This window comes from Pseudoalteromonas piratica (assembly GCF_000788395.1).
GTDB classification, from domain to species: domain Bacteria; phylum Pseudomonadota; class Gammaproteobacteria; order Enterobacterales; family Alteromonadaceae; genus Pseudoalteromonas; species Pseudoalteromonas piratica.
Map to the genome: position 1 here is coordinate 1440100 of NZ_CP009888.1, position 25625 is coordinate 1465724.

General features: G+C 39.9%; 26 protein-coding genes. 17 read left to right on the forward strand and 9 right to left on the reverse strand.

Annotated features, from left to right (window positions below; genetic code table 11):
- The first annotated feature begins 34 nt into the window (after positions 1–34).
- The gene (locus OM33_RS06530) at positions 35–1447 is read left to right on the forward strand and encodes a capsule assembly Wzi family protein (RefSeq protein ID WP_038643103.1); all 1413 of its coding nucleotides are present in this window, start codon (positions 35–37) and stop codon (positions 1445–1447) included.
- A gap of 13 nt (positions 1448–1460) precedes the next feature.
- On the opposite strand, the gene OM33_RS06535 is transcribed toward OM33_RS06530, so the two are convergent.
- Positions 1461–2591: a glycosyltransferase family 9 protein gene (locus tag OM33_RS06535; protein WP_038640184.1), complete on the reverse strand. Its 1131-nt coding sequence runs from the start codon at positions 2589–2591 to the stop codon at positions 1461–1463.
- Positions 2592–2775: 184 nt separating this feature from the next.
- Here OM33_RS06535 and OM33_RS06540 point away from each other — a divergent pair, with 184 nt between their 5' ends.
- A complete protein-coding gene (locus OM33_RS06540; protein ID WP_038640186.1) occupies positions 2776–3357 on the forward strand; it encodes an SIS domain-containing protein in 582 nt (193 codons plus the stop codon).
- Positions 3358–3366: 9 nt separating this feature from the next.
- Positions 3367–4812 carry a bifunctional D-glycero-beta-D-manno-heptose-7-phosphate kinase/D-glycero-beta-D-manno-heptose 1-phosphate adenylyltransferase HldE gene (gene hldE / locus OM33_RS06545; protein ID WP_038640188.1) on the forward strand — a complete coding sequence of 482 codons (1446 nt, stop codon included), beginning with the start codon at positions 3367–3369 and terminating at the stop codon, positions 4810–4812.
- 22 nt (positions 4813–4834) lie between these two features.
- On the opposite strand, the gene OM33_RS06550 is transcribed toward hldE, so the two are convergent.
- Positions 4835–5557 (reverse strand): 3-deoxy-D-manno-octulosonic acid kinase, encoded by a 723-nt coding sequence (locus tag OM33_RS06550; RefSeq protein ID WP_038640190.1) that lies wholly within the window; start codon positions 5555–5557, stop codon positions 4835–4837.
- 100 nt (positions 5558–5657) lie between these two features.
- Between OM33_RS06550 and OM33_RS06555 the strand changes: the two genes are divergently transcribed.
- The 6 genes from OM33_RS06555 to glpG all read left to right on the forward strand — a co-directional run bounded on the left by OM33_RS06555 (position 5658) and on the right by glpG (position 10986).
- Positions 5658–6710, forward strand: a complete 1053-nt coding sequence (locus tag OM33_RS06555; protein ID WP_038640191.1) for a glycosyltransferase family 9 protein — start codon at positions 5658–5660, stop codon at positions 6708–6710.
- Complete coding sequence (gmhB, locus tag OM33_RS06560; RefSeq protein ID WP_038640193.1) at positions 6710–7267, forward strand: D-glycero-beta-D-manno-heptose 1,7-bisphosphate 7-phosphatase; 558 nt, start codon at positions 6710–6712, stop codon at positions 7265–7267. Before OM33_RS06555 ends, gmhB begins: the two co-directional genes overlap by 1 nt.
- Before the next feature lie 234 nt (positions 7268–7501).
- Positions 7502–8698: a glycine C-acetyltransferase gene (locus tag OM33_RS06565; protein ID WP_038640195.1), complete on the forward strand. Its 1197-nt coding sequence runs from the start codon at positions 7502–7504 to the stop codon at positions 8696–8698.
- Between the two features lie 47 nt (positions 8699–8745).
- Complete coding sequence (gene tdh / locus OM33_RS06570; RefSeq protein WP_038640196.1) at positions 8746–9771, forward strand: L-threonine 3-dehydrogenase; 1026 nt, start codon at positions 8746–8748, stop codon at positions 9769–9771.
- Between the two features lie 58 nt (positions 9772–9829).
- Complete coding sequence (gene glpE / locus OM33_RS06575; protein WP_038640198.1) at positions 9830–10153, forward strand: thiosulfate sulfurtransferase GlpE; 324 nt, start codon at positions 9830–9832, stop codon at positions 10151–10153.
- A gap of 5 nt (positions 10154–10158) precedes the next feature.
- A complete protein-coding gene (gene glpG, locus OM33_RS06580; RefSeq protein WP_038640200.1) occupies positions 10159–10986 on the forward strand; it encodes a rhomboid family intramembrane serine protease GlpG in 828 nt (275 codons plus the stop codon).
- Between the two features lie 27 nt (positions 10987–11013).
- Here the strand turns inward: glpG and OM33_RS06585 are convergent, their stop codons facing one another.
- Positions 11014–11409: a flagellar basal body-associated protein FliL gene (locus tag OM33_RS06585; RefSeq protein WP_038640202.1), complete on the reverse strand. Its 396-nt coding sequence runs from the start codon at positions 11407–11409 to the stop codon at positions 11014–11016.
- A 168-nt stretch (positions 11410–11577) separates the two neighbouring features.
- On the opposite strand from OM33_RS06585, the gene OM33_RS06590 reads away from it, so the two are divergent.
- Entirely contained in the window at positions 11578–12111 is a 534-nt protein-coding gene (locus OM33_RS06590) for a chorismate--pyruvate lyase family protein (protein WP_038640204.1), read from the forward strand.
- Position 12112: 1 nt separating this feature from the next.
- The gene (gene ubiA / locus OM33_RS06595) at positions 12113–12985 is read left to right on the forward strand and encodes a 4-hydroxybenzoate octaprenyltransferase (protein WP_038640206.1); all 873 of its coding nucleotides are present in this window, start codon (positions 12113–12115) and stop codon (positions 12983–12985) included.
- Between the two features lie 145 nt (positions 12986–13130).
- Here ubiA and OM33_RS06600 read toward each other — a convergent pair whose 3' ends face one another.
- The 4 genes from OM33_RS06600 to OM33_RS06615 all read right to left on the reverse strand — a co-directional run bounded on the left by OM33_RS06600 (position 13131) and on the right by OM33_RS06615 (position 16914).
- Positions 13131–13763 (reverse strand): 2OG-Fe(II) oxygenase, encoded by a 633-nt coding sequence (locus tag OM33_RS06600; protein ID WP_038640208.1) that lies wholly within the window; start codon positions 13761–13763, stop codon positions 13131–13133.
- Between the two features lie 51 nt (positions 13764–13814).
- Complete coding sequence (locus OM33_RS06605) at positions 13815–14726, reverse strand: LysR family transcriptional regulator (protein ID WP_052140920.1); 912 nt, start codon at positions 14724–14726, stop codon at positions 13815–13817.
- 123 nt (positions 14727–14849) lie between these two features.
- The gene (locus OM33_RS06610) at positions 14850–16367 is read right to left on the reverse strand and encodes a DUF3369 domain-containing protein (protein WP_038640210.1); all 1518 of its coding nucleotides are present in this window, start codon (positions 16365–16367) and stop codon (positions 14850–14852) included.
- A 121-nt stretch (positions 16368–16488) separates the two neighbouring features.
- Positions 16489–16914 (reverse strand): DUF2721 domain-containing protein, encoded by a 426-nt coding sequence (locus tag OM33_RS06615; RefSeq protein ID WP_038640211.1) that lies wholly within the window; start codon positions 16912–16914, stop codon positions 16489–16491.
- Between the two features lie 266 nt (positions 16915–17180).
- Between OM33_RS06615 and OM33_RS06620 the strand changes: the two genes are divergently transcribed.
- The gene (locus tag OM33_RS06620; RefSeq protein WP_038640213.1) at positions 17181–18572 is read left to right on the forward strand and encodes a coiled-coil domain-containing protein; all 1392 of its coding nucleotides are present in this window, start codon (positions 17181–17183) and stop codon (positions 18570–18572) included.
- A gap of 105 nt (positions 18573–18677) precedes the next feature.
- Positions 18678–19268, forward strand: a complete 591-nt coding sequence (locus OM33_RS06625) for a YjaG family protein (protein ID WP_038640215.1) — start codon at positions 18678–18680, stop codon at positions 19266–19268.
- Between the two features lie 14 nt (positions 19269–19282).
- On the opposite strand, the gene rsmD is transcribed toward OM33_RS06625, so the two are convergent.
- Entirely contained in the window at positions 19283–19867 is a 585-nt protein-coding gene (gene rsmD / locus OM33_RS06630; RefSeq protein WP_038640217.1) for a 16S rRNA (guanine(966)-N(2))-methyltransferase RsmD, read from the reverse strand.
- A 121-nt stretch (positions 19868–19988) separates the two neighbouring features.
- On the opposite strand from rsmD, the gene ftsY reads away from it, so the two are divergent.
- From ftsY to rpoH, 4 genes are all read left to right on the forward strand, one after another.
- A complete protein-coding gene (gene ftsY, locus OM33_RS06635; RefSeq protein WP_038640219.1) occupies positions 19989–21866 on the forward strand; it encodes a signal recognition particle-docking protein FtsY in 1878 nt (625 codons plus the stop codon).
- A 20-nt stretch (positions 21867–21886) separates the two neighbouring features.
- Positions 21887–22564, forward strand: coding sequence for a cell division ATP-binding protein FtsE (ftsE, locus tag OM33_RS06640; protein WP_038640221.1), 678 nt, complete (start codon positions 21887–21889; stop codon positions 22562–22564).
- Entirely contained in the window at positions 22561–23547 is a 987-nt protein-coding gene (gene ftsX / locus OM33_RS06645; RefSeq protein WP_038640224.1) for a permease-like cell division protein FtsX, read from the forward strand. The genes ftsE and ftsX overlap by 4 nt, the downstream gene beginning before the upstream one ends.
- Positions 23548–23735: 188 nt before the next feature.
- Positions 23736–24599, forward strand: a complete 864-nt coding sequence (rpoH, locus tag OM33_RS06650; protein ID WP_038640225.1) for an RNA polymerase sigma factor RpoH — start codon at positions 23736–23738, stop codon at positions 24597–24599.
- A 74-nt stretch (positions 24600–24673) separates the two neighbouring features.
- Here the strand turns inward: rpoH and rdgC are convergent, their stop codons facing one another.
- Positions 24674–25585, reverse strand: coding sequence for a recombination-associated protein RdgC (gene rdgC / locus OM33_RS06655; RefSeq protein ID WP_038640227.1), 912 nt, complete (start codon positions 25583–25585; stop codon positions 24674–24676).
- Positions 25586–25625 lie beyond the last annotated feature (40 nt).

Consider the following 25625-nt stretch of genomic DNA (forward strand, 5'->3'; position numbering starts at 1 on the left):
ATTATGATTGGATATTTTTATCACTATTGCGCCTATGAAACTTAGTAATTTATTGTTAATTGCCAGTGCTTTTGTTGCGACACAAAGCATTGCAAAACCCACTGTATATTTGCCTTTAGGCATTGACGCTCACCTTGAAAGTCAGCTTGACCGTATGTTTGTGCTAACACGTGGTACGCCGATGCATAAACCTTATGCGTTAAGTGAAGTTGATATCGCGCTTAAACAGGTGAAGAGTAAAGATAGTCAGTTATATCGTTATTTAGTATCTGAGCTAAAGCGTTACCGAGGCGATGATAAAATTAGCCGTTATGGTCTGCGTACCACAGTGAGCACAGGTGATGAAATGCCAATTGCCAATCAGCGCGGTTTAACCAGCGATGAATATGCACAAGGTTTCTTTGAAGGCATATGGCGACCAAATGATTTTATGCTTGCACAGGTAGGTGTTGACTATCGCGTAAAAGAGCAAGATTTAGTTGCATATAATTCAACCTTGAGTATGGCAGCTGCAAACCTTCAGCTTGATTTAGGTTATAAGGATCATTGGTATTCACCATTTAAAAACTCTGCGCAAATCATGTCCAATAATGCGCAAATGCCAATGAGTGTTTCATTGAGCACGGTTGTGCCAATGAATAACTGGTGGAATTTGGACTTTGATTTGTTTTACACCAGATTAGATGAAGTCAAAGAGGGCATTCAATATCAAGGTGAATGGCATGATGGTAGCCCTGAACTTGTCGGCATGCATGGCTCAATCGAGCCACTGCAAGGTTGGAAACTCGGTTTCAATCGCGTTATGCAATTTGGTGGTGGGCCACGCAAAACTGATTTAAGCGATATCTTTAAAGCATTTTTTGACCCATCAGGTAACGATAATGCGGATGGTGATTTATCGACAGATGACGAATTTGGCGATCAAATGATTTCATTTACCTCGAGTGTTTATTTTGATTGGGGTATGCCAATGGAAATTTATGCTGAGTATGGTGCAGAAGATACTTTGCATAAAAGTAACTTCAAATTTGGAAACCAAACCATATCATTTGGTACTTACTTACCAAAGTTAACGCGTAATTCATCATTAAGATATGAGTACAACAAGTGGAATACACAGTGGTATGTGCATCACTTATATCGAAATGGCAATACCAATGAGGGGTTCTCATTTGGTCATTTTGGTGCTGATAATCGTAATTTCGGCGATGGTGTCCCTGCGGATGTTCACACTCTTAACTTCGATTATTTTGAATCAGTTTTAAGTTCATGGCAGTTTAAAGCTAGTACACAAAGTAACGATAGTGAAGAGTATCAACGCGCTTACTCATTATCGTTAACTAACAGCCGAAAAGTGGGTGACTACCGTGTTGAAACTAGCTTAACCGGTGGTAAAAATGTGTATGACGAGGATTATGGGTATTTATCCGTAACCATGTTCTGGTAAAAGTGTTTTAGGCTTAAGTTCTTACTAGGCCTAATGATAAGACCTGATTTGCCGCTTCAACAACTTTAGAAGCGGCAATGTTATCTACTCGCTTTTTCCCTGTTAAAATCTTACTTGCCTTTAATGGGCGCCAACTTGAAGCCGATTTTCTAATAAGTGCAATTTGTGGCAAGGATAAGCTGCTAGCCAAGTGCATAATAGCTGTTTCTACTGAGATCACTAAATCACATGCTAGCATTGTGCTAGGTAGTTCAAAAAAGTCGTCCGTTGCTGAAAAAGCAATTGCAGGAACGTCTTTATGTTGCTCACACCAAGCTACCATATCCTCTAGTTTATGAGGTGGCGTATTAATAACAAACATTGTGTTCGGCGCTTGCTTTATTAGTTGTTGAGTCAATTCTAACAGTTGAGAATTTTGCCAATCTCGTTTTTCACTAGTAGAAATATGATTAATAAAAACCGTTTTCCCCTGATTTAAACCAAATTGTTTGCGCCACAAAGCAATTTGTCGCTTACAGTTCTCATTTTGTGCATTTGTAAGAATAATTTCTCGAGACCGGGTTTGTTCATCAAGTGAGACAGAAAACAAGCGAGAAAATATCTGATTATAGAAATCACTAATATGCTGACATTTATTGAGTGTCTGAGTATCGATGGCAACATCAAGGGATTTAAGTTGCTCACGATAAAGAAAACGAGATAAGAAATCTTTTGGTTTTGTGCCAGCAATTTGGGCATTTGGATTAATTGCTTGAGCTACTTTCAAATAAGCTGGCGCGCGGGTTGTAGCGACAAAAACAATGGCATCGTATTGCTCTTTTTGAGCTTGTAGGATAAGTGCGTTACGGTGCTTTTCAGAATCGGCAATCGGATAAATTGTATTGAGATGGCTTTCTTTTGTAAGCCACTGCTGCAACGTTGAATTTCTTCCAGAATGCCAAGATTTTTGGTTGCTGCGACAATCATCAATCCATACATCAATTTGCAAGCCAGAATAAGCATCAGCAAGCGCTTTTAAAAATGCGCCTTGGTAGACATAGTCACCTAACGCAAGGTGTGTCATATACAAGATCTTACTTTTATTGGTGAGTGTTAACTCTGGCGTGTGTGTGTTCAATTTGTCACTTTGCTCTGTGTAATGCACTTAATTCTCCCTGCGCATGAGCCGAAATTGTACCAAACAACCTAGAGGCAAGTTAAGAGATTCGAACAATTCTTAAAAATTTAACAATCAAGCTGGTAAGAAACACGAACAAACCTCGCCATTTTGCGTTGATTAGGTATAAAATGATGCCAATTATTTTAAAAAAGCAATTATCGAAAGGCCTATGGAAGCGATAACAAACTCATATTTAGCAAGCTTAGAGCGTCACCGTAATGTGTTCGCCATTATGGAGCAATATCAACAGCAATCATTGTCACTATTAAATGCTTGCCAAGATACGTTGGCAAAAGGTGGTAAAGTTATTTGGTTTGGTAATGGTGGCAGTGCTGCTGACTCGCAACATTTAGCGGCTGAATTTGTAGTGCGTTATAAAAACGAACGTGGTCCTCTTGCATCGATTGCCTTGACAACCGATACGTCAATTCTTACCGCTCACTCAAACGATTATCATTTTGATACTGTGTTTGAACGTCAAGTTTTAGCGCTATGTAAGCCTGAAGATTTAGTGATTGGTTTAACAACATCGGGTACTAGCCCTAACATTAACCTTGCATTAGAAGCAGCCAATAATATTGGTGCTTACACTGTGGCGTTAACGGGTCGTGATGGTGGCAAAGTAAAAGATATTGCTAAGTTACCAATCATTATCGCTAATGATGAAACAGCACGTATTCAAGAAGCGCATATGTTTATTGGCCATTGGCTATGTGAAGCAATTGATATGTTAGTTGCACAAAAGAGCTAAGCACTGATTATGGATTTATCATATTTTAATCGATTAGCCAGCAGCAAAATTTTAGTTGTTGGCGACGTTATGCTCGACCGTTACTGGCATGGTGATACCGGCCGTATTTCACCTGAAGCACCAGTCCCTGTTGTAAAGGTGAGTGGTCTTGAAGATAAAGCTGGTGGTGCAGCAAATGTTGCGAAAAACATTGCACATCTTGATGGCAAAGTAAGTTTGCTTGGCATTATTGGTGATGATGATAACGGGCAAAGCTTAGAAGCGTTACTTAAATCAGAAAATATTGATTCGAGACTAATTCGCCAACAAGAAGCGCCAACAATTGCAAAAATGCGTGTTATTAGTCGCCATCAGCAAGTGGTGCGATTGGATTTAGAAGAGCGTTTTAGCGAAGCACATTCCACATTGCTGCTTAATCAGCTTAAAGCAATTGTGAGTGAATTTGATTTAGTTGTGTTCTCTGATTACAACAAAGGCTCATTGCACTTAATTTCAGAAATGATCGCCGTGGCTAAAAACGCTGGTAAAACGGTATTGGTAGACCCAAAATCAAAGCAATTGGCGGATTATCGTGGTGCAGACTTTATCACACCAAACCTTACCGAGTTTAAAGCTGCTGGTGGCGTGATTGGTGATGAAGAAATCATTACACAAAGTGCCCGCACCATTGTGGCTGAATGTGGCTTAGGCGCGATGTTGCTTACTCGCTCTGAACAGGGCATGTCACTTATTACGCCTAACGAAAAACATGATTTTGCTGCGCAAGTTCATGAAGTGTCAGATGTAACGGGGGCAGGTGACACCGTTATTGCGACACTAGCGGTAATGTTAAGTACAGGCATGCCAGCTTCGCAAGCGGTTGAAATAGCAAATATTGCCGCGGGTCTTGTGGTTGCGAAACTAGGCGCGGCTACCGTGTCGCCAGAAGAGTTAAGTGCTAAATTAACTCAGTATCTTCGCGATACCGGCGAGCAATATCAAGCGCCAGCAGAAGAGGTGCTGCACCATATTGAGTTAGCGCGCCAACGCGGTGAAACAATCGTATTTACTAATGGTTGCTTTGATATTTTACATGCGGGTCATGTTCGTTATTTAGCACAAGCTAAAGCCCGCGGTGATAAGCTGGTGGTTGGTTTAAATAATGATGAATCAATTAGTCGTTTGAAAGGTGCTACGCGACCAGTAAACCCGTTGGATGAGCGTGCTACCGTTATCAGTGCCTTGGCATCTGTAGACTGGGTAATCCCATTTGGTTTAGAAGCCGAAAATGATACGCCAGCAAAACTAATTGAACGTGTTAAACCCGATGTATTAGTAAAAGGCGGCGATTATAAAGTGTCAGAAATTGCTGGTGCAGATTTTGTGTTAGCGAGTGGTGGCAAAGTAGAAGTACTCGAATTTGTGAATGGGTGCTCTACGTCAAACGTGATTAAAAAAATCCAAAGCGATGGCTAATAACTACAAATTGTTAAGCGCACTAAATTGGCTTTAGTGCGCTCTTATATGCCTTTATAAACACCTGCCAATTACTTTCTTGCCAATAAAACGGACTGTTGCGATTTGACTCTTTGGTAAATGATCGTGCAAGTCGGTCAATATTGCTTTGATTTCGTTTCGCATTAAACGTACCTAATGTGCCTCTGTCAAAATCAATTAAATATACTTGGCTATTACTGATAAGAATATTGTTGATATTAAGGTCGGCATGCCCCACGCCATGATTATGAAAATTTGCGATAGTGGCTGCAATTTGGCTGAACTCTTGTTCTGAAAGCGCGCGGGTTTTTAGAATATCGAGAACGCTTTGTGCGTTTGGTAACGCTTCGGTAATAATATCACCACGATAAATAAAACCTGAGCGAGTTACTTTTGCTGCAATCGGAGAGGGCACAGGCAAGCCTTTTTGTTGCATTTCTACGAGCAATTCAAACTCTTGAAAAGTGCGAGTATTGTTTAGTCCTAAGAAAAGGTATTGATCGCTCAATAATTTGCCGATTAAGCCGCCACGCCAGTAATGACGCAACACGCCAGTTTTTTCGCCACAATCAAAAAAATACGTTGAAGCTCGACCTTTTTTTTCTGCACGAATTAAATCGTTTGTGGCAAGAAAGTTCACATCAAATAGGGACGTATCAAACTCACCGTTAAATGATTTTGGCGTAATAATTGAGGTTGAACCCAAACGTTGAATTGAAAGCATAGCTAATGTGTTTAAAAGTGATTGCGTGCAAAAAGGGATTATACCAAGTTTTAATTTACGTTAAACTGCACGCATCTATTTATATGTTTTTAGGTAAATTGTGAGTTTACAGGGCCCATTCAACGATATTTGTATTTTGCGTCTTTCGGCAATTGGCGATGTGTGTCATGCCGTTTCGGCCGTTCAGGCGATTCAAAGGCACTACCCAAACGCTAAAATCACTTGGGTGGTAGGCAAAATCGAGGCGATGTTACTGGCAGATTTACCAGGTGTAGAACTCGTTGTTTTTGACAAAAAGCAAGGTAAAGCGGCTTATCAGACTCTTAAACAGCATTTTAAAGGCCGTAAGTTTGATGTACTGCTTCATATGCAGGTTGCACTGCGTGCCAATTTAGCGGCGCGAGTGATTCCTGCAAAAGTAAAAGTCGGCTTTGATTGGCATCGTGCAAAAGAAGGGCACTTCTTATTTACTAATCATCGTATTGAGGCTGAAAAAGAAGCGCATGTACTCGAGGGTTTTCGTGGTTTCGCAAAAGCCATTGGTGTGCCACATTATGAGCCATCGTGGCAGATGCCAGTAAACCAAGAAGATCGAGACTTTGCTGAACAAATATTATCGCCACTTGGCGAAAAAATACTGGTGCTTTCACCTGCTGCAAGTAAAGCCGAGCGTAATTGGTTACCTGAGCGTTATGCTGAAATAGCGGATTATGCTCAAGAACAAGGTTTTAGTATTGTGATAACCGGTGGCCCTACAGAGCTTGAAATTACCCTTGCAAAGAAAATTGAAAATGCGATGTCATCGAAAGCACTTAACCTTGTAGGTAAAACAAATCTAAAGCAACTGTTATGCGTATTAGAAAAAGCGTCGCTGGTTATAGCGCCTGATACGGGGCCTGCGCATATGGCGGTCACAATGGCGACTCCTGTGATTGGACTGTATGCACACTCAAATCCGGCACGTACCGGCCCTTATTTATACCAAGATTATGTGGTTGAGGTATATCATCACAACTTAAAACAGCAAACAGGAAAGACTGCGGCTCAATTGCCCTGGGGCACACGTGTTAAAGGTAAAGAGCTCATGCAGCAAATTAGTGTAGAGAGTGTAAAGCAGATGTTTGACCGTGTAGTAAAAGAAAAGGCATTGTAATGGCTAATAAAGCAGTTTTCCTTGATCGAGATGGTGTTGTTAACGTAGACCACGCTTATGTATATAAAATCGAAGATTTTGAGTTTATTGATGGCGTATTTGAAGCGTGTCAGTTATTTCAAGCTGCCGGCTACAAGATTGTGATTGTAACCAACCAATCGGGTATTGGTCGTGGCTACTACTCAGAGCAAGACTTTCATTTACTGACAAAATGGATGGTTGCGCAATTTAGCGCACACGATATAGAAGTAAGTAAAGTCTACTTTTGCCCGCATCACCCAACAAAAGGTGTTGCAGGCTACCAGCAAGATTGTGATTGTCGTAAGCCAAAACCCGGTATGTTGTTGCGAGGAGTTGAAGAGCTTGCGCTTGATGCATCTGAGTGCATTATGTTTGGCGATAAAGGATCGGATATGTTAGCGGCTAAGGCTGCAGGCTTTAAAAAGAAAATTTTAGTTAAATCAGGCCAAAGCTTAAGTGAGCAAGAACTTTTACTTGCTGATGAAGTATGGGACTCACTCGATTGTGCGCGTGAAAAGTTTAGTGAAAACAACTGAGATTAATCGATGCAATATTTAAAATGCAGTTTTTTGTACTGGATTTTAAATGCAAATAAGTTAAATCGACTTTTCTAACCGCATTTACTAGTATTAAGTGCATTTATCTACCTAACCTTTTACAATTACCTTCCTTAATATAAGCTACAATTTTAAAGCTTAATGTATGTTTTTTGCACAGGTCGTGCGCAAACACATTCTGCAACCCGTTCTATTAGGCATTGGAGACTTTGGATGAGAGCATCTGCATTTTTTGATCAGCTTAAGCAACAGATTGACCAAGTAAAAGAAGATGGATTATATAAAAGCGAGCGAGTGATCACGTCACAACAGCAAGCTGAAATTCAAGTTGCATCAGGCGACTCAGTAATTAACTTTTGTGCAAATAACTACTTAGGTTTAGCAAATCACCCAGAGTTAATTAATGCAGCAAAGGCCGGTTTGGATGATCATGGCTTTGGCGTTGCGTCAGTTCGTTTTATCTGTGGTACGCAAGATATTCATAAAACATTAGAAACCAAGATCAGTAACTTTTTACAAACAGAAGATACCATTCTTTACTCATCTTGTTTTGATGCTAACGCAGGTCTGTTTGAAACGATTTTAGGTCCTGAAGATGCCATTATTTCAGACTCGTTAAACCATGCTTCAATTATTGATGGTGTGCGTTTATGTAAAGCAAAACGCTTCCGTTATGCCAATAACGACATGGCTGATTTAGAGCAGCAATTAATCGCTGCTGATGAAGCGGGTGTTAAAACTAAACTTATTGCTACAGATGGCGTGTTCTCAATGGACGGCGTTATTTGTAACTTAGAAGCATTGTGTGACCTTGCTGACAAATACGATGCACTGGTTATGGTTGATGATTCTCACGCTGTGGGTTTTGTTGGCGAAAACGGTCGTGGTACGCCTGAATACTGCAATGTAATGGACCGCGTAGATATCATCACGGGTACATTAGGCAAAGCACTAGGTGGCGCTTCAGGTGGTTATACTTCAGGTAAAGCTGAAATTGTAGAATGGTTACGTCAGCGTTCTCGTCCTTACTTATTCTCAAATTCTCTCGCGCCTTCAATCGTTACAGCGTCAATCAAAGTACTTGATATGCTAGCTGATGGTAAAGAGCTGCGTGATACACTTTGGCAAAATGCGGCTTACTTCCGTGAGCAAATGGAAGCGGCTGGCTTTACTTGTGCAGGTAAAGATCACGCAATTATTCCAGTTATGTTAGGCGATGCTAAATTAGCTGCAGAGATGGCTGATAAATTACTTGCTGAAGGTATTTACGTAACAGGTTTCTCATTCCCTGTAGTACCAAAAGGACAAGCGCGTATTCGTACACAGATCTCTGCTGCACATACCCGTGAGCAATTAGATAAAGCAATTGCGGCATTTACCCGTATTGGTAAAGAATTAGGTATCATTTAATTTGATATTGGCCTGTTTGATAACAGGCCTTTTTTGTGAGTAAAAAAATGAAAGCATTATCAAAACTTAAAGCTGAACCAGGGATCTGGATGACAGAAACGGCTAAACCGGAAGTTGGCCACAATGACTTATTAATTAAAATCCGTAAAACAGCAATTTGTGGTACCGATGTACACATTTACAAGTGGGATGAGTGGTCACAAAATACTATTCCAGTACCTATGGTTGTTGGTCACGAATACGTTGGCGAAGTAGTGGATATGGGCCAAGAAGTACGTGGTTTTAAAGTTGGTGATCGCGTATCGGGTGAAGGCCATATTACCTGTGGTCACTGTCGTAACTGTCGTGCAGGCCGAGTTCACTTATGTCGTAACACGACGGGTGTAGGTGTAAACCGCGAAGGTGCATTTGCCGAATACTTAGTTATTCCAGCCTACAATGCGTTTAAAATCCCAGATAATATCCCGGATGAATTAGCATCAATCTTTGACCCATTTGGTAATGCAGTGCACACAGCGCTGTCGTTTGACTTAGTGGGTGAAGATGTACTGATTACTGGCGCAGGCCCTATTGGTATTATGGCTGCAGCGGTTGCTAAACACGTGGGTGCACGCCATGTGGTAATTACTGATGTGAATGAATACCGTTTAGACCTAGCTCGTAAAATGGGTGCAACACGTGCCGTAAACGTGGCGAACGAGAAATTAGAAGATGTGATGAATGAACTTGGCATGACAGAAGGCTTTGATATAGGCCTTGAAATGTCAGGTGTGCCGAGCGCGTTTAATAGCATGTTAAATAACATGAATCATGGCGGTAAAATTGCCATGCTAGGTATTCCGCCATCAGATATGGCGGTTGACTGGAATCAGGTTATTTTTAAAGGGTTAATCATTAAAGGTATTTATGGTCGTGAAATGTTTGAAACTTGGTACAAAATGGCAAGTTTGATTCAATCTGGCTTAGATTTATCGCCAATTATTACTCACGAATTCCACATTGATGACTTCCAACAAGGCTTTGATACGATGATTTCAGGCCTGTCAGGCAAAGTTATTTTAAATTGGGATTAAGCCATCGCTTGATGATATTATAAAGGGAGCATTCGCTCCCTTTTTTATTGAGGTATATATGTCATATAAACATATTTCTGTGTCGCAAACAGCGGCATTATTATCTAATGACGATGTTGTTATTGCCGATATTCGTGATCCAAATAGTTTCCAATCTGCGCGTATTCCTGGGTCAGAGCGTTTATCTAATGAAAACTTGGGACAATTTTTAAATGAAAAAGATTACGAACAACCTATTGTAGTTGTTTGCTATCATGGCATAAGCTCTCAAACAGCGGCAAGCTATTTGGTAGAGCAAGGATTTGAAGACGTCTACAGTATGGATGGTGGTTTTGCAGCATGGGGCACTGAACAAGCGGATAACGTTGAATCAGGTGCATAATCATTGTGAAGCAACTTACTACGCTAAATAATGTAAGAGCTGCACAAGGCTTTTGTGATTACTTAAACAGCATTAATATTCGCTGTGTATTAAAGCCAATTAGCCGTGAAAGCGTTTCTTTGCTTGTAACAGAAGAGCAGTTTGAGAGCGCTGAAAAAGAACTTACCGAATTTCAAGCAAACCCTCACCAAGCCAAGTATCTTGATGCATCTTGGCAGGTTGGCTCAACCAACAGTGGGTTAAGTTACGGTGGCAACCCGCTTAACTTGGTACCGCGTTTTTTGAAGCTTTCATTACTTATTCAAAGCGTGTCACTGTTATCAATTGTGGTATATGGGGCGTTTGTTTTAGGTGGCTTCGAATGGCTTTTTCCATATCTTCAGTTTTCTCCTACAGCACCGCACACTTGGCTTACGCCGACTATTATGCATTTTTCAGCAATGCATTTGGTCTTTAACTTGATGTGGTGGATGTATTTAGGAGATAAAATCACTGAGCAATTAGGTAAGCGGTTTTTAGTACTTGTATTTATGGTTACTGCGCTTGCAAGTAATTGGCTGCAGTTTACGTTTGTTGATGCAAATTTTGGTGGCTTATCAGGCGTGGTGTATGGTCTACTTGGGTTTTGCTGGTTGTATGGCCATACTTCAGGCAATACTCAGTTAGCTATAAGCCCATCAATTGTTGGCTTTATGTTGGTGTGGTTAGTACTGGGTTTTGCAGATCTCTTGTTTATTAATATGGCAAACTGGGCACACTTAGGTGGGCTTATTGCTGGTGCGATGCTTGGTGTGTTCATTGCTAGAAGGCATAAAAAAAGCAAAGTTAATTAACTTTGCTTTTCCTCAGTTTGTTTGTACTTAATAATATAAATATTTGGTAAACAACACATCGTGAACAACTTCTTGACCAGTCTCTTCTTTTAATAATTCCTTAATGCGGTCACTGCATTTTTTACGGATTTCTTCTCGACCAGTTAACGACTTTACACGCTCTTCTTGTTCTTTACTTATAATTTCAACTATCGCATCACGGAGTAATGGAGAGTGGTGTTCAACCACTTCTAAGTTACCCATATCTTTGATCATTAGCTCAACGGTCACGCGCACGTATCCGAGCTTTTTATTCGATGTCGCAATGTAATTTGTGATTATGTCGGGCTCAAAGCCAAAGTAGCCAAAATTTGACGCTGCTAAAACTTTAGGCGTTGAGAGTGATAATATAAGTGTAATTAGAAATATCGATAGGCTACGCATTGCGTGACTAACACCTTGTTTTTCCCTTGGTAACTAATCAATAATAATACTTGATTATGGGGTTTTTACTAGTCATCTTAAGGTAAATTAATGGAAAAAATAATTTACCGTTTAGCTCCTTCCTTTGCGGTGTTAAAATAAAGCGTTATTTTTTCAAAGCAGATTATTGTGTTAACTTTCCCTTTAGATATTTCATCACATTGGCATCAAAATTTTACACATTTAGATGCTACCCATAGTGAATGGTTATTAGAAACCGGCTCGCTAACAGCAAAACTAAAACACACTTTTACTGAGTTTTCTGTTCAGGTTTTAAGTGAAAAACATATTAAGCTTAATGCAAATCAAGCTGATGTGATGGGGATTGAGCAACAAGAAGTACTTTGCAGAGAAGTTATTTTATATGGCGATAGCAAACCGCGTGTCTATGCACAAAGTTGGATTCCACTTGCGCCATTGTCAGAGAATAGCTTATTTTTAAGCCTTGGAGAGCGCCCTCTCGGTGAGTTTATTTTTCAACATCCAGATTTGGTGAGAGAAAATTTAATGATTACTGATTTCTCTCAACATGCTGCCTTGCAATCGTTGTTGACGAGTTTATCAATAGACGAGAGTGCAATTGCTGCAAGGCGAAGTGTATTTCATTTAGCAGATTTAAAACTGATGGTATGTGAGGCTTTTTTGCCTGGAGCATTTGAATAGTATGATTCAACTTACATGGCAAAATCGTGATGCTTATAAAGCACTAATGCGAACAGATAAACCAATTGGTACCTTGTTATTATTATGGCCAACCTATTGGGCGCTGTGGCTTGCCAGTTCTGGGGTACCTGAACTCGATATCTTATTTATTTTTACTGCGGGTGTGTTTGTTATGCGCAGTGCTGGTTGCGTCATTAATGATTTTGCAGATCGTAAAGTTGATGGTTTGGTCAAACGTACCCATATGCGCCCACTTGCTTCAGGTAAAGCAACTCCAACAGAGGCAATACAACTTTTTGCTCTACTAATTTTAATCGCATTTATTTTGGTACTGTTTCTAAATTGGCAAACTATTATGCTGTCATTTGGCGCTTTGGCATTGGCGTTTTGCTACCCCTTTATGAAACGGTATACCCATTTGCCGCAGGTGGTACTTGGTGCTGCATTTAGTTGGTCGATTCCGATGGCTTATATGGCGGTATTAGGTGACGTGCCTGAGGAAGCATGGTGGTTGTATTTTGCTAACCTTGTTTGGACTGTGGCCTATGACACTATGTATGGCATGGTCGATAGAGATGATGATCTGAAAATAGGGGTGAAATCGACAGCGATATTATTTGGCCGTTTTGACAAAGCCGCTATACTGCTATTGCAAGTCGCGTTTTTACTTACCCTAGTATTTATTGGCTTTAATCGCAATTTGCCTTGGCCATTTGATATTGGCGTGTTGTTATCAGCTTTTTTATTAGCACATCAGCAGGCCAAGATTAAACACCGTGACCGCGACGCGTGTTTTTGGGCTTTTCTAAATAACAACTACGTTGGCTTGTTTGTGTTTATGGGAATAGCAGCCAGCTTTATTCCAATTACTTAACTAGCTGATTATTCTAGCAGGCTAAATCCCATGCTAACTGCGTTAGAATTTATCAATGTAGAACAGCGATATAAGAAAAACTCCGCCTTGTGATCATTTCATTTATTTAGTGCTATTCTTGATCACATACTTAACAGAATTGCTATTATTGGCTAGGGTCGACAAAATTCGCGCTTGAATTATTCTTTCTAAACCATCCTGCTATTGAATAACGGGCGCTTCCAGCAGGTAATACCTCATGAGGAAAACGCTCGCTTTCAAAGCAAATTAACGTTCCCGCTTTTGGTGATATGTGCGCAAGGGGCAGTTTTCCTTTTTCAGGGTAAATAACTAACTCGCCACCAACTTGAGGTGTATTCAAATAACACACAGTGGTAAATACGCGGTTAGACTTACCTTTAAAGGCATCTAAATGCTTTTTATAAAAATCGCCTTGTTGATAAATGGCAAAGTGGCATTCGTAATCAAATAAACCAAGGAAAAAGCTCTGGTTAATTGCGACTCGAACTTCTTCCATAATCGCCAAATATGCTTGTTCAGCGGTTGTCGCACCATCAAACCACTTTGTCTTGTCATTACGTATGGTGCTTACTTGTTGTAAATCTTGATGACGCCCAATCTTAGCGAGTTGAAATTGCTCTGCTTGAGTTTCGCATTGTTTTTCTAGGTCAGCGATAAGTTCTTGGGGGAGGGCATTCTCAATAACACTATACCCTTGTTCGGCAATATCATCTAACAAGGTATCGAAAGAAAAAGAGAACTGTGATGGGGTAGTCATAAATAACGCCAATAAGATAAATTGGCGTTATTTTAATGGACAATTTGGCGATTAGAAAGTTGCTTTTGCAAGCGCTATTTCTGGACGGGTATTGGCCTCGGATGTAATGAAATTTAATAATTCAGAAACATTGGGTGAGCTAAGGTTATTTTTAGCAACTTGTAACTCTAAAGACAGTGTGTTGTTTTGTTCCATTGAGGTACTGAGGTTAACTAATGCATCATCACTAGCAATTTGTTGCACTAGGTCGAGCGTTGTTAAAGCAACATGATGACAGTCAGAGAGTTTATTAACAATTTGCTCAAAGGTTCCAAGACGTAACGAGTCTAACTTGTTTAAGTTACAGGCGGCTTGATTGATTAGCTTACTAAGCGCTTGATTGGTACTCACAGTGGCTAATATTGGTAGCTCAATGAGTTGTGATAATACTATCTTGTTGTTTTGTAATATTGGGTGATCTTTGTGACAAAACAAAACAACTTGCTCAGGTAGGTTAATAAAGTCGCCAGTATTTGGTGTTACAGGAGAGTTTATTGCTAAATCCAGCATGCCATTACGCACATTTTCAGATAAGGTATCTGCATCTTGCAACTGCATTTCAATGGATATATTTGGAAACTGTTGCATAAATTTGCCGCATGCTTGTGGTACTAAACCAATCGCTTCTGGGCTATAGCCAATTACAATTTTTTCATGTTTATTTGAACCAAACTTGGCAAGTTTTTGTTGCAGTAACGCATGATTGTCTAGTGCTTGCAGACAGTATTGTAAAAATACATCGCCAGCAGATGTCAGTTTCACTGAGCGAGTGGAGCGTGTCAGAAGATTACAGCCTAAATCGAGCTCTAATGTTTGAATGCTGCGAGTTAATGCAGAGGTACTTAAACCACAAGCTTCAGCTGCTTTACGAAAATGTTGATGATGGGCAAGCGCAATAAACTGTTCAAATTGCTCTATACGCATGGTTACTCCTGTAAACTAGTCCTTTGTCCACTTATAAGAACATAAATGGGGTACAAATACCATTGAAAAAGTGTAATTAATTATGATTTTACTGCATATAAAAAACCAGCAACTCAGTTGAATTTAATCAGGAAATTGATCTCTAATAGCTAAGAATTCATCAAGATTTTCAATGAAGATATCGATTAGCTTAGGATCAAATTGTTTGCCTTTTTCTTCTTCTAATAATGCCATTATTTTTTCAAGTGGCCATGCAGGCTTATAACAGCGTTCACTGCCAAGGGCATCAAATACATCAGCTAAAGCGGTAATTCGGCCTGAAATATCAATTTTTTCGCCGCTGAGTTTTTGTGGATAACCATTGCCATCCCATCTTTCGTGGTGCTCATAAGCAATAGTTGCACCTTGCTTCAATATTTCATTAGTCGAATTTTTTAAAATATCATAACCAATCTCAGCATGCGATTTCATGATTTCCCATTCTTCAGCGTCGTGTTTCCCAGGCTTATTAAGAATGTGATCAGGAATTGAAATTTTACCAATGTCATGTAAAGGAGAAGCAAGTTTAATAATTTCAGCATGGTACGGCGTTAAGCCATATTTTATGGCGAGCAAATGGCTATAGTGGGCAACCCGTTTAACATGGCTTCCTGTCTCTTTACTGCGTTTTTCAACGGCTTCCCCCAAAATGTAGGAAAGCTCTTTTTGCGATTCACGAATAAGTTCGCGAAGCCTTAAGTTATCGTATGCAAGGGCAATATTATTAGCAAAAAACTCTAAAAGTTGATGGTCTGAATCGTTTAAATCTGAAGATTTGCTGACATACAGCATGGTTTCTAAGCCGCCTTTTGTGGGAAAGTAACCAACGTATTCTTTTTGATTTTTGAAAGATGATTTCGTGTTGTGTGCTTGTTCAAATAAATCACCGACTTCGTTTGGAACCGCTTGGTTATTCTTATCAGCGCCAGAACATGCTAAGAGTTTAAAATCAGTTGCGTTATCGGTTTGCGAGTTTATTGCGGCGGCACAATAAATTTCTTTGTCACTGTGTCCCATTACGCCTGAGACATGCTCTAAAATAGATGAAGCAAATTCATTAACTGTTTCACATTCTAAAAAGTTTGCAGAGGCATTGATAATGTTTTCAAGCCCTAACTTATGTTGCTCTATTAAACAAATATCTCGGTATGAGCGAAGCGCGGAATAAAGCAGGGTTTTCAGTTTTATAGCAGTTAACTCTGTTTTGTTCTTGTAATCATTAATATCGTAATCGCGTATAACCGATTCTTCAGGTGCCTCACCAGGTTGGCCAGTCCGTAATATTAATCGAATATCATGATTCTCAGCATCTTCGCGTATGTATCGGATTAAATCTAAGCCTGCGTGATTTGTTTCCATAACTACGTCTACTAATGCCACAGCAACTTCAGGCAAGCCCTTTAGCATTTCCATAGCTTCTGCTGCGGTATAAGCATGATGAAAAATGAGACGCTTATCTTCGAATGTAAAACCGTTCAGCACCAACTTTGTGACTTGGTGTATATCTTCTTCATCATCAACGACAAGAATATTCCAACTATCATCATTTGAAGCAATGCTAATATCATCGTTGTGATCTTCAGCAAACAGAAAATCTGTCACAGTTACAGCTCTTGTTGTTTGTTATTGAAATAAAGTATAGAAGTAAAACTTTAGAGAAGTGAAATATTGCACTAAATATTCAAGGCTAAAAACAATAAAGTTTTAGCCTTGAATAAGGGAATTATGACTCTTGGCTATCGATAACGGGTTTGTTTTCGATGTTTGTTAATTCAATTTCGATTGCTTGGCATGAAATGTGAATTTCATAGAGGGAGAGAATCAATGAATAAAGTAAGCAAGCTAAGCTCAAACCAAATAGTGAAGTACCAATAATATTTTGGTTAAGAAAAACCGCAAACATTGCCGCAGTACAAAGTAGAAAAGATAAAACGCCAAAAAACTGCATACGACGAATTAAGTTTAGGCGGTTACGTAGGTTAGATATTTGTGCTTTTACCATTGCGCGAATTTCATTGCCATTTTCACGTGCATTTAACTGTCTTATTAGTTGTGCAAGCACTAAAAATCGGTTGGTGTAAGCTAACAATAGCAATGATATTGCTGGAAAAAGCAGCGCTGGAGTTGTTAAGTTAAGTTCAATTGTCATCGTGTTATGATATTTTTTGTATTAGTAATAAATACTTATTTTTTTAATTTTATAATCAGGTTATTCCATCAAACTATATTGTAAGCTAGACTAATGCGCAAAAAATAACACAATTAATTCTTGCCGCAAGATTAAGCATGGCAAGATTTTTTGTCTACACTTATCTTTGGCATTTAAAATCATACAAATTAATGAAGTTGAAGTAAGTTATTCAATAAATTGGATTACACAGAGCAATAATAATAAAAGAGCTCAAAGGGGGATACATGGGTGAAAATAAGAGCAAGCAGTTAAATGAAGTGCTGAGTGCTTTAAATAGTTTATCGCCTAGTGATGTGTTTAATCTTGCAGCAGATAAAGTTGATGCAAGCCAAGAAAGTATTGAACAACAAGTTGCAGATGCAATTGAGTTTGAACATCCATACATTTCTGAATTAAGTCAAAAATTCACTACAAATATCGCACCAATATTGCAATCGTTATTGCTAAGTGCGAGTCAACAAGCCCTTGAAAAAGGTCATCAAGCAGCAATGGTGCAACATCAAAATGATGAAGATGAGCACATTCAGCAGCTTGAGACTCAACTAGCTGAAGTAAAAAAGAAAGCGAGTCAGCTTGAGTTAGACAATCAGTCTCTCGAAGACACAATTTCTGAAAAAGAAGCGGCACTTGAAAAGGTAACGGAAGAGTTAAACCGCCAATCTGAAGAGCAGCATGGTGAATTCAGTGAAAAAATCACACAATTAACTGAAAGTTTAGAAACCGCTGAATTGCACTTAAGTAAGCAAAAAGAGCAAAATGAAGCGCAGTCAAATAAGCTTAAACAGTTAATTGAAGAGCGTAGAGCTGAGCATCAAAATCAAGATCAAAAATTAGTAGAGGTTAAAAAAGTATTTACTGATGAGATTGAGATGTTAAAGCAAGAGTCGGTTAACAAAGATGATGTTATCGCTGAACTCAAGCAACAACTTGATAAAGTAAATGGTGAATTAAACTCTATTCATCAGCAGCATGAGTCGTTCTCACAAGAAGCAAACAAAGACAGCGAAACACTGCGCTCAATGCTAGAAGACAAAGAAAAGTCGCTACAACAGTTTGAAAAAGAAAAAGCTGAATTAGAAAGCCAAGTTAAAGATCAAAATGAAATTGTTGGTAAGCTCGAAGAGCAAAACAAGCTGCTTTCTTCTGATATAGAAGAGCATAAAGAGCAAGTGAGTGAGCTTTCAGAAAAGCTTGCTGATATTAGCAAAGAAAGCGAAGGTCGCTTTAATGATCTTAAGAAAGATTTAACGCAAGAAAGTAGTGCTTTAAAAGAGAAAGTAAAAGCACAAGCTGATGCACTTTCAGAAGAAACTGCTAAAAACCAAGAGTTACTTGAAAAGCTTTCATTACTTGAAAATGCGAAACAAGACGACCAAGATTTGATTTCGCAGCTGCGTCGTCAACTAGAAGCACAAGACACTGCGTTGAATAGAGAACAAGGCCGTAACTCAAGTTTGTTAAGTCGTATTGAAAAAGACACACAGCAAGCACGCGGCGCTTACGAATCAATTCGAAGTGAAAATATCAGCTTAAACGATCGTGTTGAAGAGCTTGAAGCAAAAGTGACTGAATTTAAATTAAAGTTTGAATATGCACAAAAGCAATTAAATCAGTAATTTTAGTTATTCGTATAGAAGGCGTACTGTTTAGTGCGCCTTTTTTATGTGTTTTATAGAGAAACTTGCTACAATTCCACTAATTGCAGATTAGACCTATCAAAAATGAAAAAACCTAATAACTTTCAACGTATTCGCGAACTAAACTATTTACAGCAAGCGTCACTCGCAGCAGCTATGATAGAGCGCATGTTACCTAACTATGTTTTGTTTAGTGAAGCGCTGGAATTTGGCAACGCCACCGAGTTACGTAATGTGCTGAATTCACTTTGGGAAAAGCTACTTTTACCAAAAGCAAAAATTAGTCTTGAAAAGTTGAATGAAAAGGTTGAATTAAACACCCCCGATTTGAATGATTTTGATATGTTTGGTGTTTATCCTGCAATTGATACTTGTACAGCGCTGATTACCCTAATTAATGGCATGCAGCAAAAAGAAGAAGCTAACTTTGTTGATGTGTGTAAAATTTCGCAAGCTAGTGTCGCAAAATTTATCGAATATCAGCTCACCACAGAAGGTGAGCTTGCTGACAATTCAGCGCTAAGAGAACACCCATTAATGAATTATGAAATGGATGTTTTGGCTGAATTAATAGATAAAGTTGAATCGTTTCAACGTATTGATAAAGACTCTGTTAAAGAGCTTAAGAAGCTTGCGTTAGCAGACGGTCAAAGCAATATTGGTATTGAATGCTAAAAATACTGAGCTACTTACCTTTGCAGTAGGTAGCTCGTGACTTGCCCAAAATTCTTTTCTTTTAAAATTTGCCAGTTTGAAGGTAATTCGAGGTTGGTTAATTCTTTTTCAACTTCAAGATAAATTACTGCATCATCTGTCAGTAAATCATGCATCTCTAACAACTTGCATGTGCTTGACGCGAGATCTTTTCTAAACGGTGGGTCGATAAACACTAAATCAAAGGGGCCTGTCATTTTTGGTAATAGTTCTAAACAATTACCATTAAATAACTGTGTATTATCAGCGTTTAGTAGTTTTATATTTTCTGCAATCTGTTTGTGCGCAAGTTTATCGAGTTCAATAAAGGTTACGTTTTCGGCATAACGTGATAATGCTTCAAAACCAAGAGCGCCTGAACCTGAATAACAATCTAGCACTCGCGCATTACTGGTATAAGGCATTAGCCAGTTAAAAACCGTTTCCTTCACTCTATCCGTAGTGGGTCTTAAACCTTCTACATCTAATACTTTTAGCTTTCGTGAGCGGAATTTGCCACCAATAATTCGAATTTGACCAGAACTGGTGGTTGGTTTGGATTTAGGCTTATGTGATCTCATTACAAATTTACTTACAGAATTAGACTAAAAAACCAATATGATTTTTTTCATTCATCGGTGAAAGTGATACCATATCGGGAATTGTAGTTTATCAGAATTTTGTGATTGGTATTTAACTTAAATGGCAAAAAATAAATTTTTATCTTGGCTAGGTTTCGGCAAAAAAGACGAGCAACAGCAGCAAGAAGAAGCCCGCCTAGCGGCAGAAGAACAAGCACGCTTAGAAGCGGAAGAAAAAGCAAAAGTCGAAGCTGAAGAGGCTGAACGATTAGCTGCTGAAGCTGAAGAAAAACGCCAAGCTGAAGAAGCAGCGCGATTAGCCGCTGAGGCGGAAGAAAAACGTCAAGCTGAGGAAGCTGAACGTATAGCAGCTGAGGCGGAAGAGAAACGTCAGGCCGAAGAAGAAGCGCGTTTAGCTGCTGAGGCGGAAGAGAAACGTCAGGCCGAAGAAGCAGCGCGATTAGCCGCTGAAGCTGAAGCAAAACGTCAGGCCGAGGAAGCAGCGCGATTAGCAGCTGAGGCGGAAGCAAAGCGTCAAGCTGAGGAAGCTGAACGTATAGCGGCTGAGGCGGAAGCAAAGCGTCAAGCTGAGGAAGCCGCACGATTAGCGGCTGAGGCGGAAGCAAAGCGTCAAGCTGAGGAAGCTGAACGTATAGCGGCTGAGGCGGAAGCAAAGCGCCAAGCTGAGGAAGCAGCGCGATTAGCAGCTGAAGCGGAAGCAAAGCGCCAAGCTGAGGAAGCTGACCGATTAGCAGCTGAAGCGGAAGCAAAGCGCCAAGCTGAAGAAGCCGCGCGATTAGCCGCTGAAGAGGAAGAGAAACGTCAGGCCGAAGAAGAAGCGCGTTTAGCAGCTGAAGCAGAAGAAAAACGTCAGGCCGAAGAAGCCGCGCGATTAGCCGTTGAAGCGGAAGAAAAACGTCAGGCCGAAGAAGCCGCACGATTAGCCGCTGAAGCGGAAGAAGCCGCGCGATTAGCCGCTGAAGAGGAAGAGAAACGTCAGGCCGAAGAAGCAGCGCGTTTAGCAGCTGAAGCAGAAGAAAAACGCCAAGCTGAAGAAGCAGCAAAGCAAAAAGAGCCTAAATTAGGCTTCTTTGGACGCTTAAAGAAAGGCTTACTTAAAACAAAACAAAATATCGGTGCTGGCTTCGCTAATATCTTTAGCGGTAAAAAAATCGATGATGAGTTATTTGAAGAACTTGAAACTCAATTACTGACAGCTGATGTCGGTGTTGATACAACCTTAAAATTAATCGATAGTCTAACCGATGCAGCTGATCGCAAGCAGCTGAAAGATGGTGATGCACTTTACGGTTTGTTAAAAGAAGAAATGTCGTCAATGTTGGCAAGTGCCGATAAACCACTTGTTATTGAAAACAGCGATGGCCCATTTGTTATTTTAATGGTGGGGGTTAATGGTGTTGGTAAAACAACCACCATTGGTAAACTCGCTAAACAGTTCCAAGCTGAAGGTAAATCAGTAATGTTGGCTGCAGGTGATACTTTCCGTGCGGCTGCTGTTGAGCAATTACAAGTTTGGGGTGAGCGTAACGATATTCCTGTAATTGCACAGCATACCGGCGCTGACAGTGCCTCTGTAGTGTTTGATGCGCTGCAAGCTGCAAAAGCACGTAATGTAGATGTATTAATTGCCGATACAGCAGGGCGATTACAAAATAAAGATCACCTAATGCAAGAGCTTGAAAAAATCGCTCGTGTGATGAAAAAACTCGATGTTAATGCTCCGCATGAAGTAATGCTTACCATTGACGCAGGTACAGGCCAAAATGCAATTAGTCAGGTGAAGCTATTTGATCAAGCGGTTGGCTTAACAGGTATCAGCTTAACGAAACTTGATGGTACTGCAAAAGGTGGTGTTATTTTTGCGGTGGCAGACCAGTTTAATATTCCAATTCGCTACATTGGTGTAGGTGAAGGTATTGATGATTTACGTACCTTTAACAGTGCTGATTTTATTGAGGCTCTGTTTAGCGAAGAATAAAACAAGACATAATTATAATAATGATAAAATTTGAACAGGTAAGTAAAACATACCCTGGTGGCCATAAAGCAATTGAAAAAGTAAGCTTTCACTTACAACAAGGCGAACTTGCTTTTTTAACTGGCCACAGTGGGGCAGGGAAAAGCACACTGTTAAAGCTAATCAGTCTGATGGAACGACCATCAGCAGGAGAAGTCTATATTAATGGTGTGTGCTTGAATAAAGTAACGGCCAAGCAAGTGCCTTATGTTAGGCGAGATATTGGCGTGATCTTTCAAAACCACCGTTTGCTAGACCGTTATTCAGTATTTGATAATGTGGCTCTGCCGCTTATTATTGCTGGTAGCCATCGCCGTGATATTGAAAAGCGCGTTCATGGTGCACTTGATAAGGTAGGGCTTTTAAATAAAGCCCGCTGTGCACCAGAGACGCTATCGGGTGGTGAACAGCAACGTGTTGGTATTGCACGTGCCATTGTAAACTCCCCTCCTATTCTACTGGCCGATGAACCCACGGGTAACTTAGACCCTGAACTTTCTGTTGAAATTTTAAAGTTATTTGAAGACTTCAATCAACACGGCACCACAGTGCTAATCGCAACGCACGATCTTGGCCTGATTGCCCGCATGAAATATCGCAGTTTAACTTTAAAAGCAGGTAAATTAGTTGTTGATCCATTAATGGGAGATACGCTGTGAGTTTATTATTCAAAGGACGAAAAAGTCAGGGCGAACAAGTAAAGCATTCATCTATCATGGGTTTGTATTTTGGCTTTATGAATACTATTCGTCAGGGCGTACAAAGCCTTGGTGAACTGTGGCGTACGCCGGTTGCATCATTGATGACCATTGCCGTACTTGGCCTTAGTTTAACCTTACCAACCACTCTTTATGTGGTGGTCAAAAATGTGCAAAAAGTCAGTAGTGGCTTCGATAACGCGGCGGAAATTTCACTTTTCTTAAAGCAGAATATTTCAGAGAAAGAATCAACAGCATTGGTTAAACGGTTATCGCTCTATAAAGAAATAAAAGAGGTGCGCTTTATATCGAAACAAGATGCGTTAGAAGAATTTAAAGTCGCATCTGGTTTTGGAGAAGCACTCAACTATTTAGATGAGAACCCTTTGCCAAGTGTTGTGTTGGTGACGCCAAATGGCCAGTTTACCAAACCTGAAGCAGCTAGAGAGTTACTCGACAAATTAGAACGCGAGAGAGATGTTGATTTTGGCAAGCTCGATATTGAATGGCTAGAAAGACTGAATGCATTATTGAGTTTGCTGAGAGAAAGTGTGCTTACCATTGCTTTTTTGCTTTTAACCTCAGTGGTATTGATTGTTGGTAACACGATTCGTTTATCCATTATGGATAAAAAACAAGAAATTCAGCTAATGAAGTTGGTTGGCGCAACCAACCACTTTATTCAAACACCATTTTTATGGACGGGAATTTGGTATGGCATTGTCGGTGGTTTTATTGCCTTTTTAGCAGTATTAACCATGTTACTCTGGCTTGATAATGCAGTGACCCATGTAGTGGGGGTTTATAATGCCAGTTTTAATTTGCAGGGGCTAAACTTTAGCGAGTTTTTAGTACTGCTAGGGTTAGCAATTAGCCTAGGTTTGTTTGGCTCGTTTTTATCAGTTAAACGTTATATTGATGCCATAGAGCCCAACGAGGTTTAGCCTTATTTGGTCTGTTGCAAAGAATACTTTTATTTAAAATTGTCTATATTTCATGAGATTAGTTTTTTCTTACAAGTTTCATGGAACTTTAACTTGAATTCCTGCTCAAAACCTGTAAATTCAGATTAGCACTCTAGTTAAGAGAGTGCTAAAATTGAGAAAATTTGTTACTCCACCTGAGGTGAAATATGACAAAAGAGATGAATGCCCTAACACTTAGTATGCCGCAAAACGCAGGTAGCATTGAGAGCTATCTACAAGCTGTAAGTACTATCCCTATGCTAAGTGCGGACGAGGAAAAGGCATTGGCAGAGAAGCTACAGGACAGTGGCGACCTTAATGCAGCACGAGCGTTAATCATGTCACACCTTAGATTTGTTGCACATATCGCGAAGAGCTATTCGGGTTATGGTTTACCGCAGGCAGATCTTATTCAGGAAGGAAACGTTGGCCTAATGAAGGCTGTTAAACGTTTTGACCCAACTGTAGGTGTACGCTTAGTATCATTTGCTGTTCACTGGATTAAAGCAGAAATTCATGAGTATGTGCTGAAAAACTGGCGCATCGTTAAAGTTGCAACAACCAAAGCGCAACGTAAATTATTCTTTAACCTACGTAAAAACAAAAAGCGTTTAGGTTGGTTTAACCACGAAGAAGTGCAAACAGTTGCGAACGAGTTAGGTGTATCTGAAAAAGACGTACGTGAAATGGAATCGCGTATGAGCAGTCAAGATATGGGCTTTGACTTAAATGCGGACGAAGACGACAGTGCGCCACAGTCTCAGTTCTCACCTGTTCAATACTTAACAGATCAATCGTCAGACTTAGCTGAGACGGTTGAAGAAGAACAATGGCAAGATAACTCTAACCAACGTCTATTCTCAGCGTTAAACACGCTAGATGAGCGTTCACAAGATATTATCCGCGCCCGTTGGTTAGCAGAAGAGAAAGAAACACTGCAAGATCTCGCTGCTAAATACCAAGTATCAGCAGAGCGTGTTCGCCAGCTAGAAAAATCAGCTATGAAAAAGCTACAAAACTTAATGGCGTAATAGCTAATTACAACCACAAAAAAAGCCGCTTTTGCGGCTTTTTTAATATTTAGCATTGGCTTACACAGATAACCTTAAATTGTATCTTCTGGTTCACCTAGTGCAATAATCAGTGCTTCTAGCATTTGCTTAATTTCATCGCTTGAAAGCATAAAATCAGCGTCTAGTTTAACTGCCATATCTTCTTTTGGAATGTCAGCATTTTCTTCTTTTAACAGCTCTGCGTAGTTTACACGTTTAATTGAGCCATCTTCTTGCAGCACAAAGCGAATACGCTCCATCCAGTCAAGCGCGAGCTTAGTAACGACTTTACCGTTGTCTAAGTGGCTCTTAACTTCGTCTGAGGCTAGATCGTGTTGTTTCAGCACTACCTTCGCGCCATTTTCTTCGGGTTCAACAAGCTCTGCATCTAGGCCAATAGTAAACTGCTCCGGGGCTGCATCTTTTGCTAGCCAATTTGTTAAAAATAAACCTAAATCGTAATTAACAAATGCTGGTACTACAGGCAATGAACCGAGTGACTTACGCAGTAGTGCTAGTAATTCTTCTGCTTTATTAAAGCTCGCACTGTTAACTACCATCCAGCCTTTTTCTAAGTCAATAAAGGCAAATTGTAAGCTCGACTTTTTGAATGCTTGAGGCAATAACGAGTGAATTAAGTTTTCTTTTAACTCGTCTTTTTCTTTTTTCTTAACGGGACGGTTTTCACTGTTTTCGATTTGCTCTATCTTTTCAGCAAGTAGGTCGTTAATCACTGCTGGCGGAAGTACTTTTTCTTCGCGTTTTGCGCACAGTAGAATGCTCTTTTTGCTAAAGTGCGAGAGCATTTGACCGTGTTTACCAAGCGCTTTAGTCCAACCAAATGTACTTAAATCTTGGCTGCCACATGGGCGAAACTTATCTTGTTCGAGTGCTTTTTCAAATTCGTCTTGGTTGTAATCAACTTCTTGTTTAAAGCGATAACAAATTAGGTTACTAAACCACATGAAAGGATCCTTGAAACTGAATTGGTAGTACCAATTTCTC

Excerpts from the sequence above, each read along its gene's own strand:
- OM33_RS06550 (WP_038640190.1), bottom strand. The coding sequence starts at position 5,557 with ATGCTTTCAATTCAACGTTTGGGTTCAACCTCAATTATTACGCCAAAA.
- OM33_RS06615 (WP_038640211.1), bottom strand. The coding sequence starts at position 16,914 with ATGACAATTGAACTTAACTTAACAACTCCAGCGCTGCTTTTTCCAGCA.
- rsmD (WP_038640217.1), bottom strand. The coding sequence starts at position 19,867 with ATGAGATCACATAAGCCTAAATCCAAACCAACCACCAGTTCTGGTCAA.
- ubiA (WP_038640206.1), top strand. The coding sequence starts at position 12,113 with ATGATTCAACTTACATGGCAAAATCGTGATGCTTATAAAGCACTAATG.
- OM33_RS06625 (WP_038640215.1), top strand. The coding sequence starts at position 18,678 with ATGAAAAAACCTAATAACTTTCAACGTATTCGCGAACTAAACTATTTA.
- OM33_RS06605 (WP_052140920.1), bottom strand. The coding sequence starts at position 14,726 with ATGCGTATAGAGCAATTTGAACAGTTTATTGCGCTTGCCCATCATCAA.
- OM33_RS06565 (WP_038640195.1), top strand. The coding sequence starts at position 7,502 with ATGAGAGCATCTGCATTTTTTGATCAGCTTAAGCAACAGATTGACCAA.
- tdh (WP_038640196.1), top strand. The coding sequence starts at position 8,746 with ATGAAAGCATTATCAAAACTTAAAGCTGAACCAGGGATCTGGATGACA.
- OM33_RS06600 (WP_038640208.1), bottom strand. The coding sequence starts at position 13,763 with ATGACTACCCCATCACAGTTCTCTTTTTCTTTCGATACCTTGTTAGAT.
- ftsE (WP_038640221.1), top strand. The coding sequence starts at position 21,887 with ATGATAAAATTTGAACAGGTAAGTAAAACATACCCTGGTGGCCATAAA.
- OM33_RS06620 (WP_038640213.1), top strand. The coding sequence starts at position 17,181 with ATGGGTGAAAATAAGAGCAAGCAGTTAAATGAAGTGCTGAGTGCTTTA.
- gmhB (WP_038640193.1), top strand. The coding sequence starts at position 6,710 with ATGGCTAATAAAGCAGTTTTCCTTGATCGAGATGGTGTTGTTAACGTA.
- OM33_RS06530 (WP_038643103.1), top strand. The coding sequence starts at position 35 with ATGAAACTTAGTAATTTATTGTTAATTGCCAGTGCTTTTGTTGCGACA.
- glpE (WP_038640198.1), top strand. The coding sequence starts at position 9,830 with ATGTCATATAAACATATTTCTGTGTCGCAAACAGCGGCATTATTATCT.
- rpoH (WP_038640225.1), top strand. The coding sequence starts at position 23,736 with ATGACAAAAGAGATGAATGCCCTAACACTTAGTATGCCGCAAAACGCA.
- OM33_RS06585 (WP_038640202.1), bottom strand. The coding sequence starts at position 11,409 with ATGCGTAGCCTATCGATATTTCTAATTACACTTATATTATCACTCTCA.
- OM33_RS06540 (WP_038640186.1), top strand. The coding sequence starts at position 2,776 with ATGGAAGCGATAACAAACTCATATTTAGCAAGCTTAGAGCGTCACCGT.
- hldE (WP_038640188.1), top strand. The coding sequence starts at position 3,367 with ATGGATTTATCATATTTTAATCGATTAGCCAGCAGCAAAATTTTAGTT.
- ftsY (WP_038640219.1), top strand. The coding sequence starts at position 19,989 with ATGGCAAAAAATAAATTTTTATCTTGGCTAGGTTTCGGCAAAAAAGAC.
- rdgC (WP_038640227.1), bottom strand. The coding sequence starts at position 25,585 with ATGTGGTTTAGTAACCTAATTTGTTATCGCTTTAAACAAGAAGTTGAT.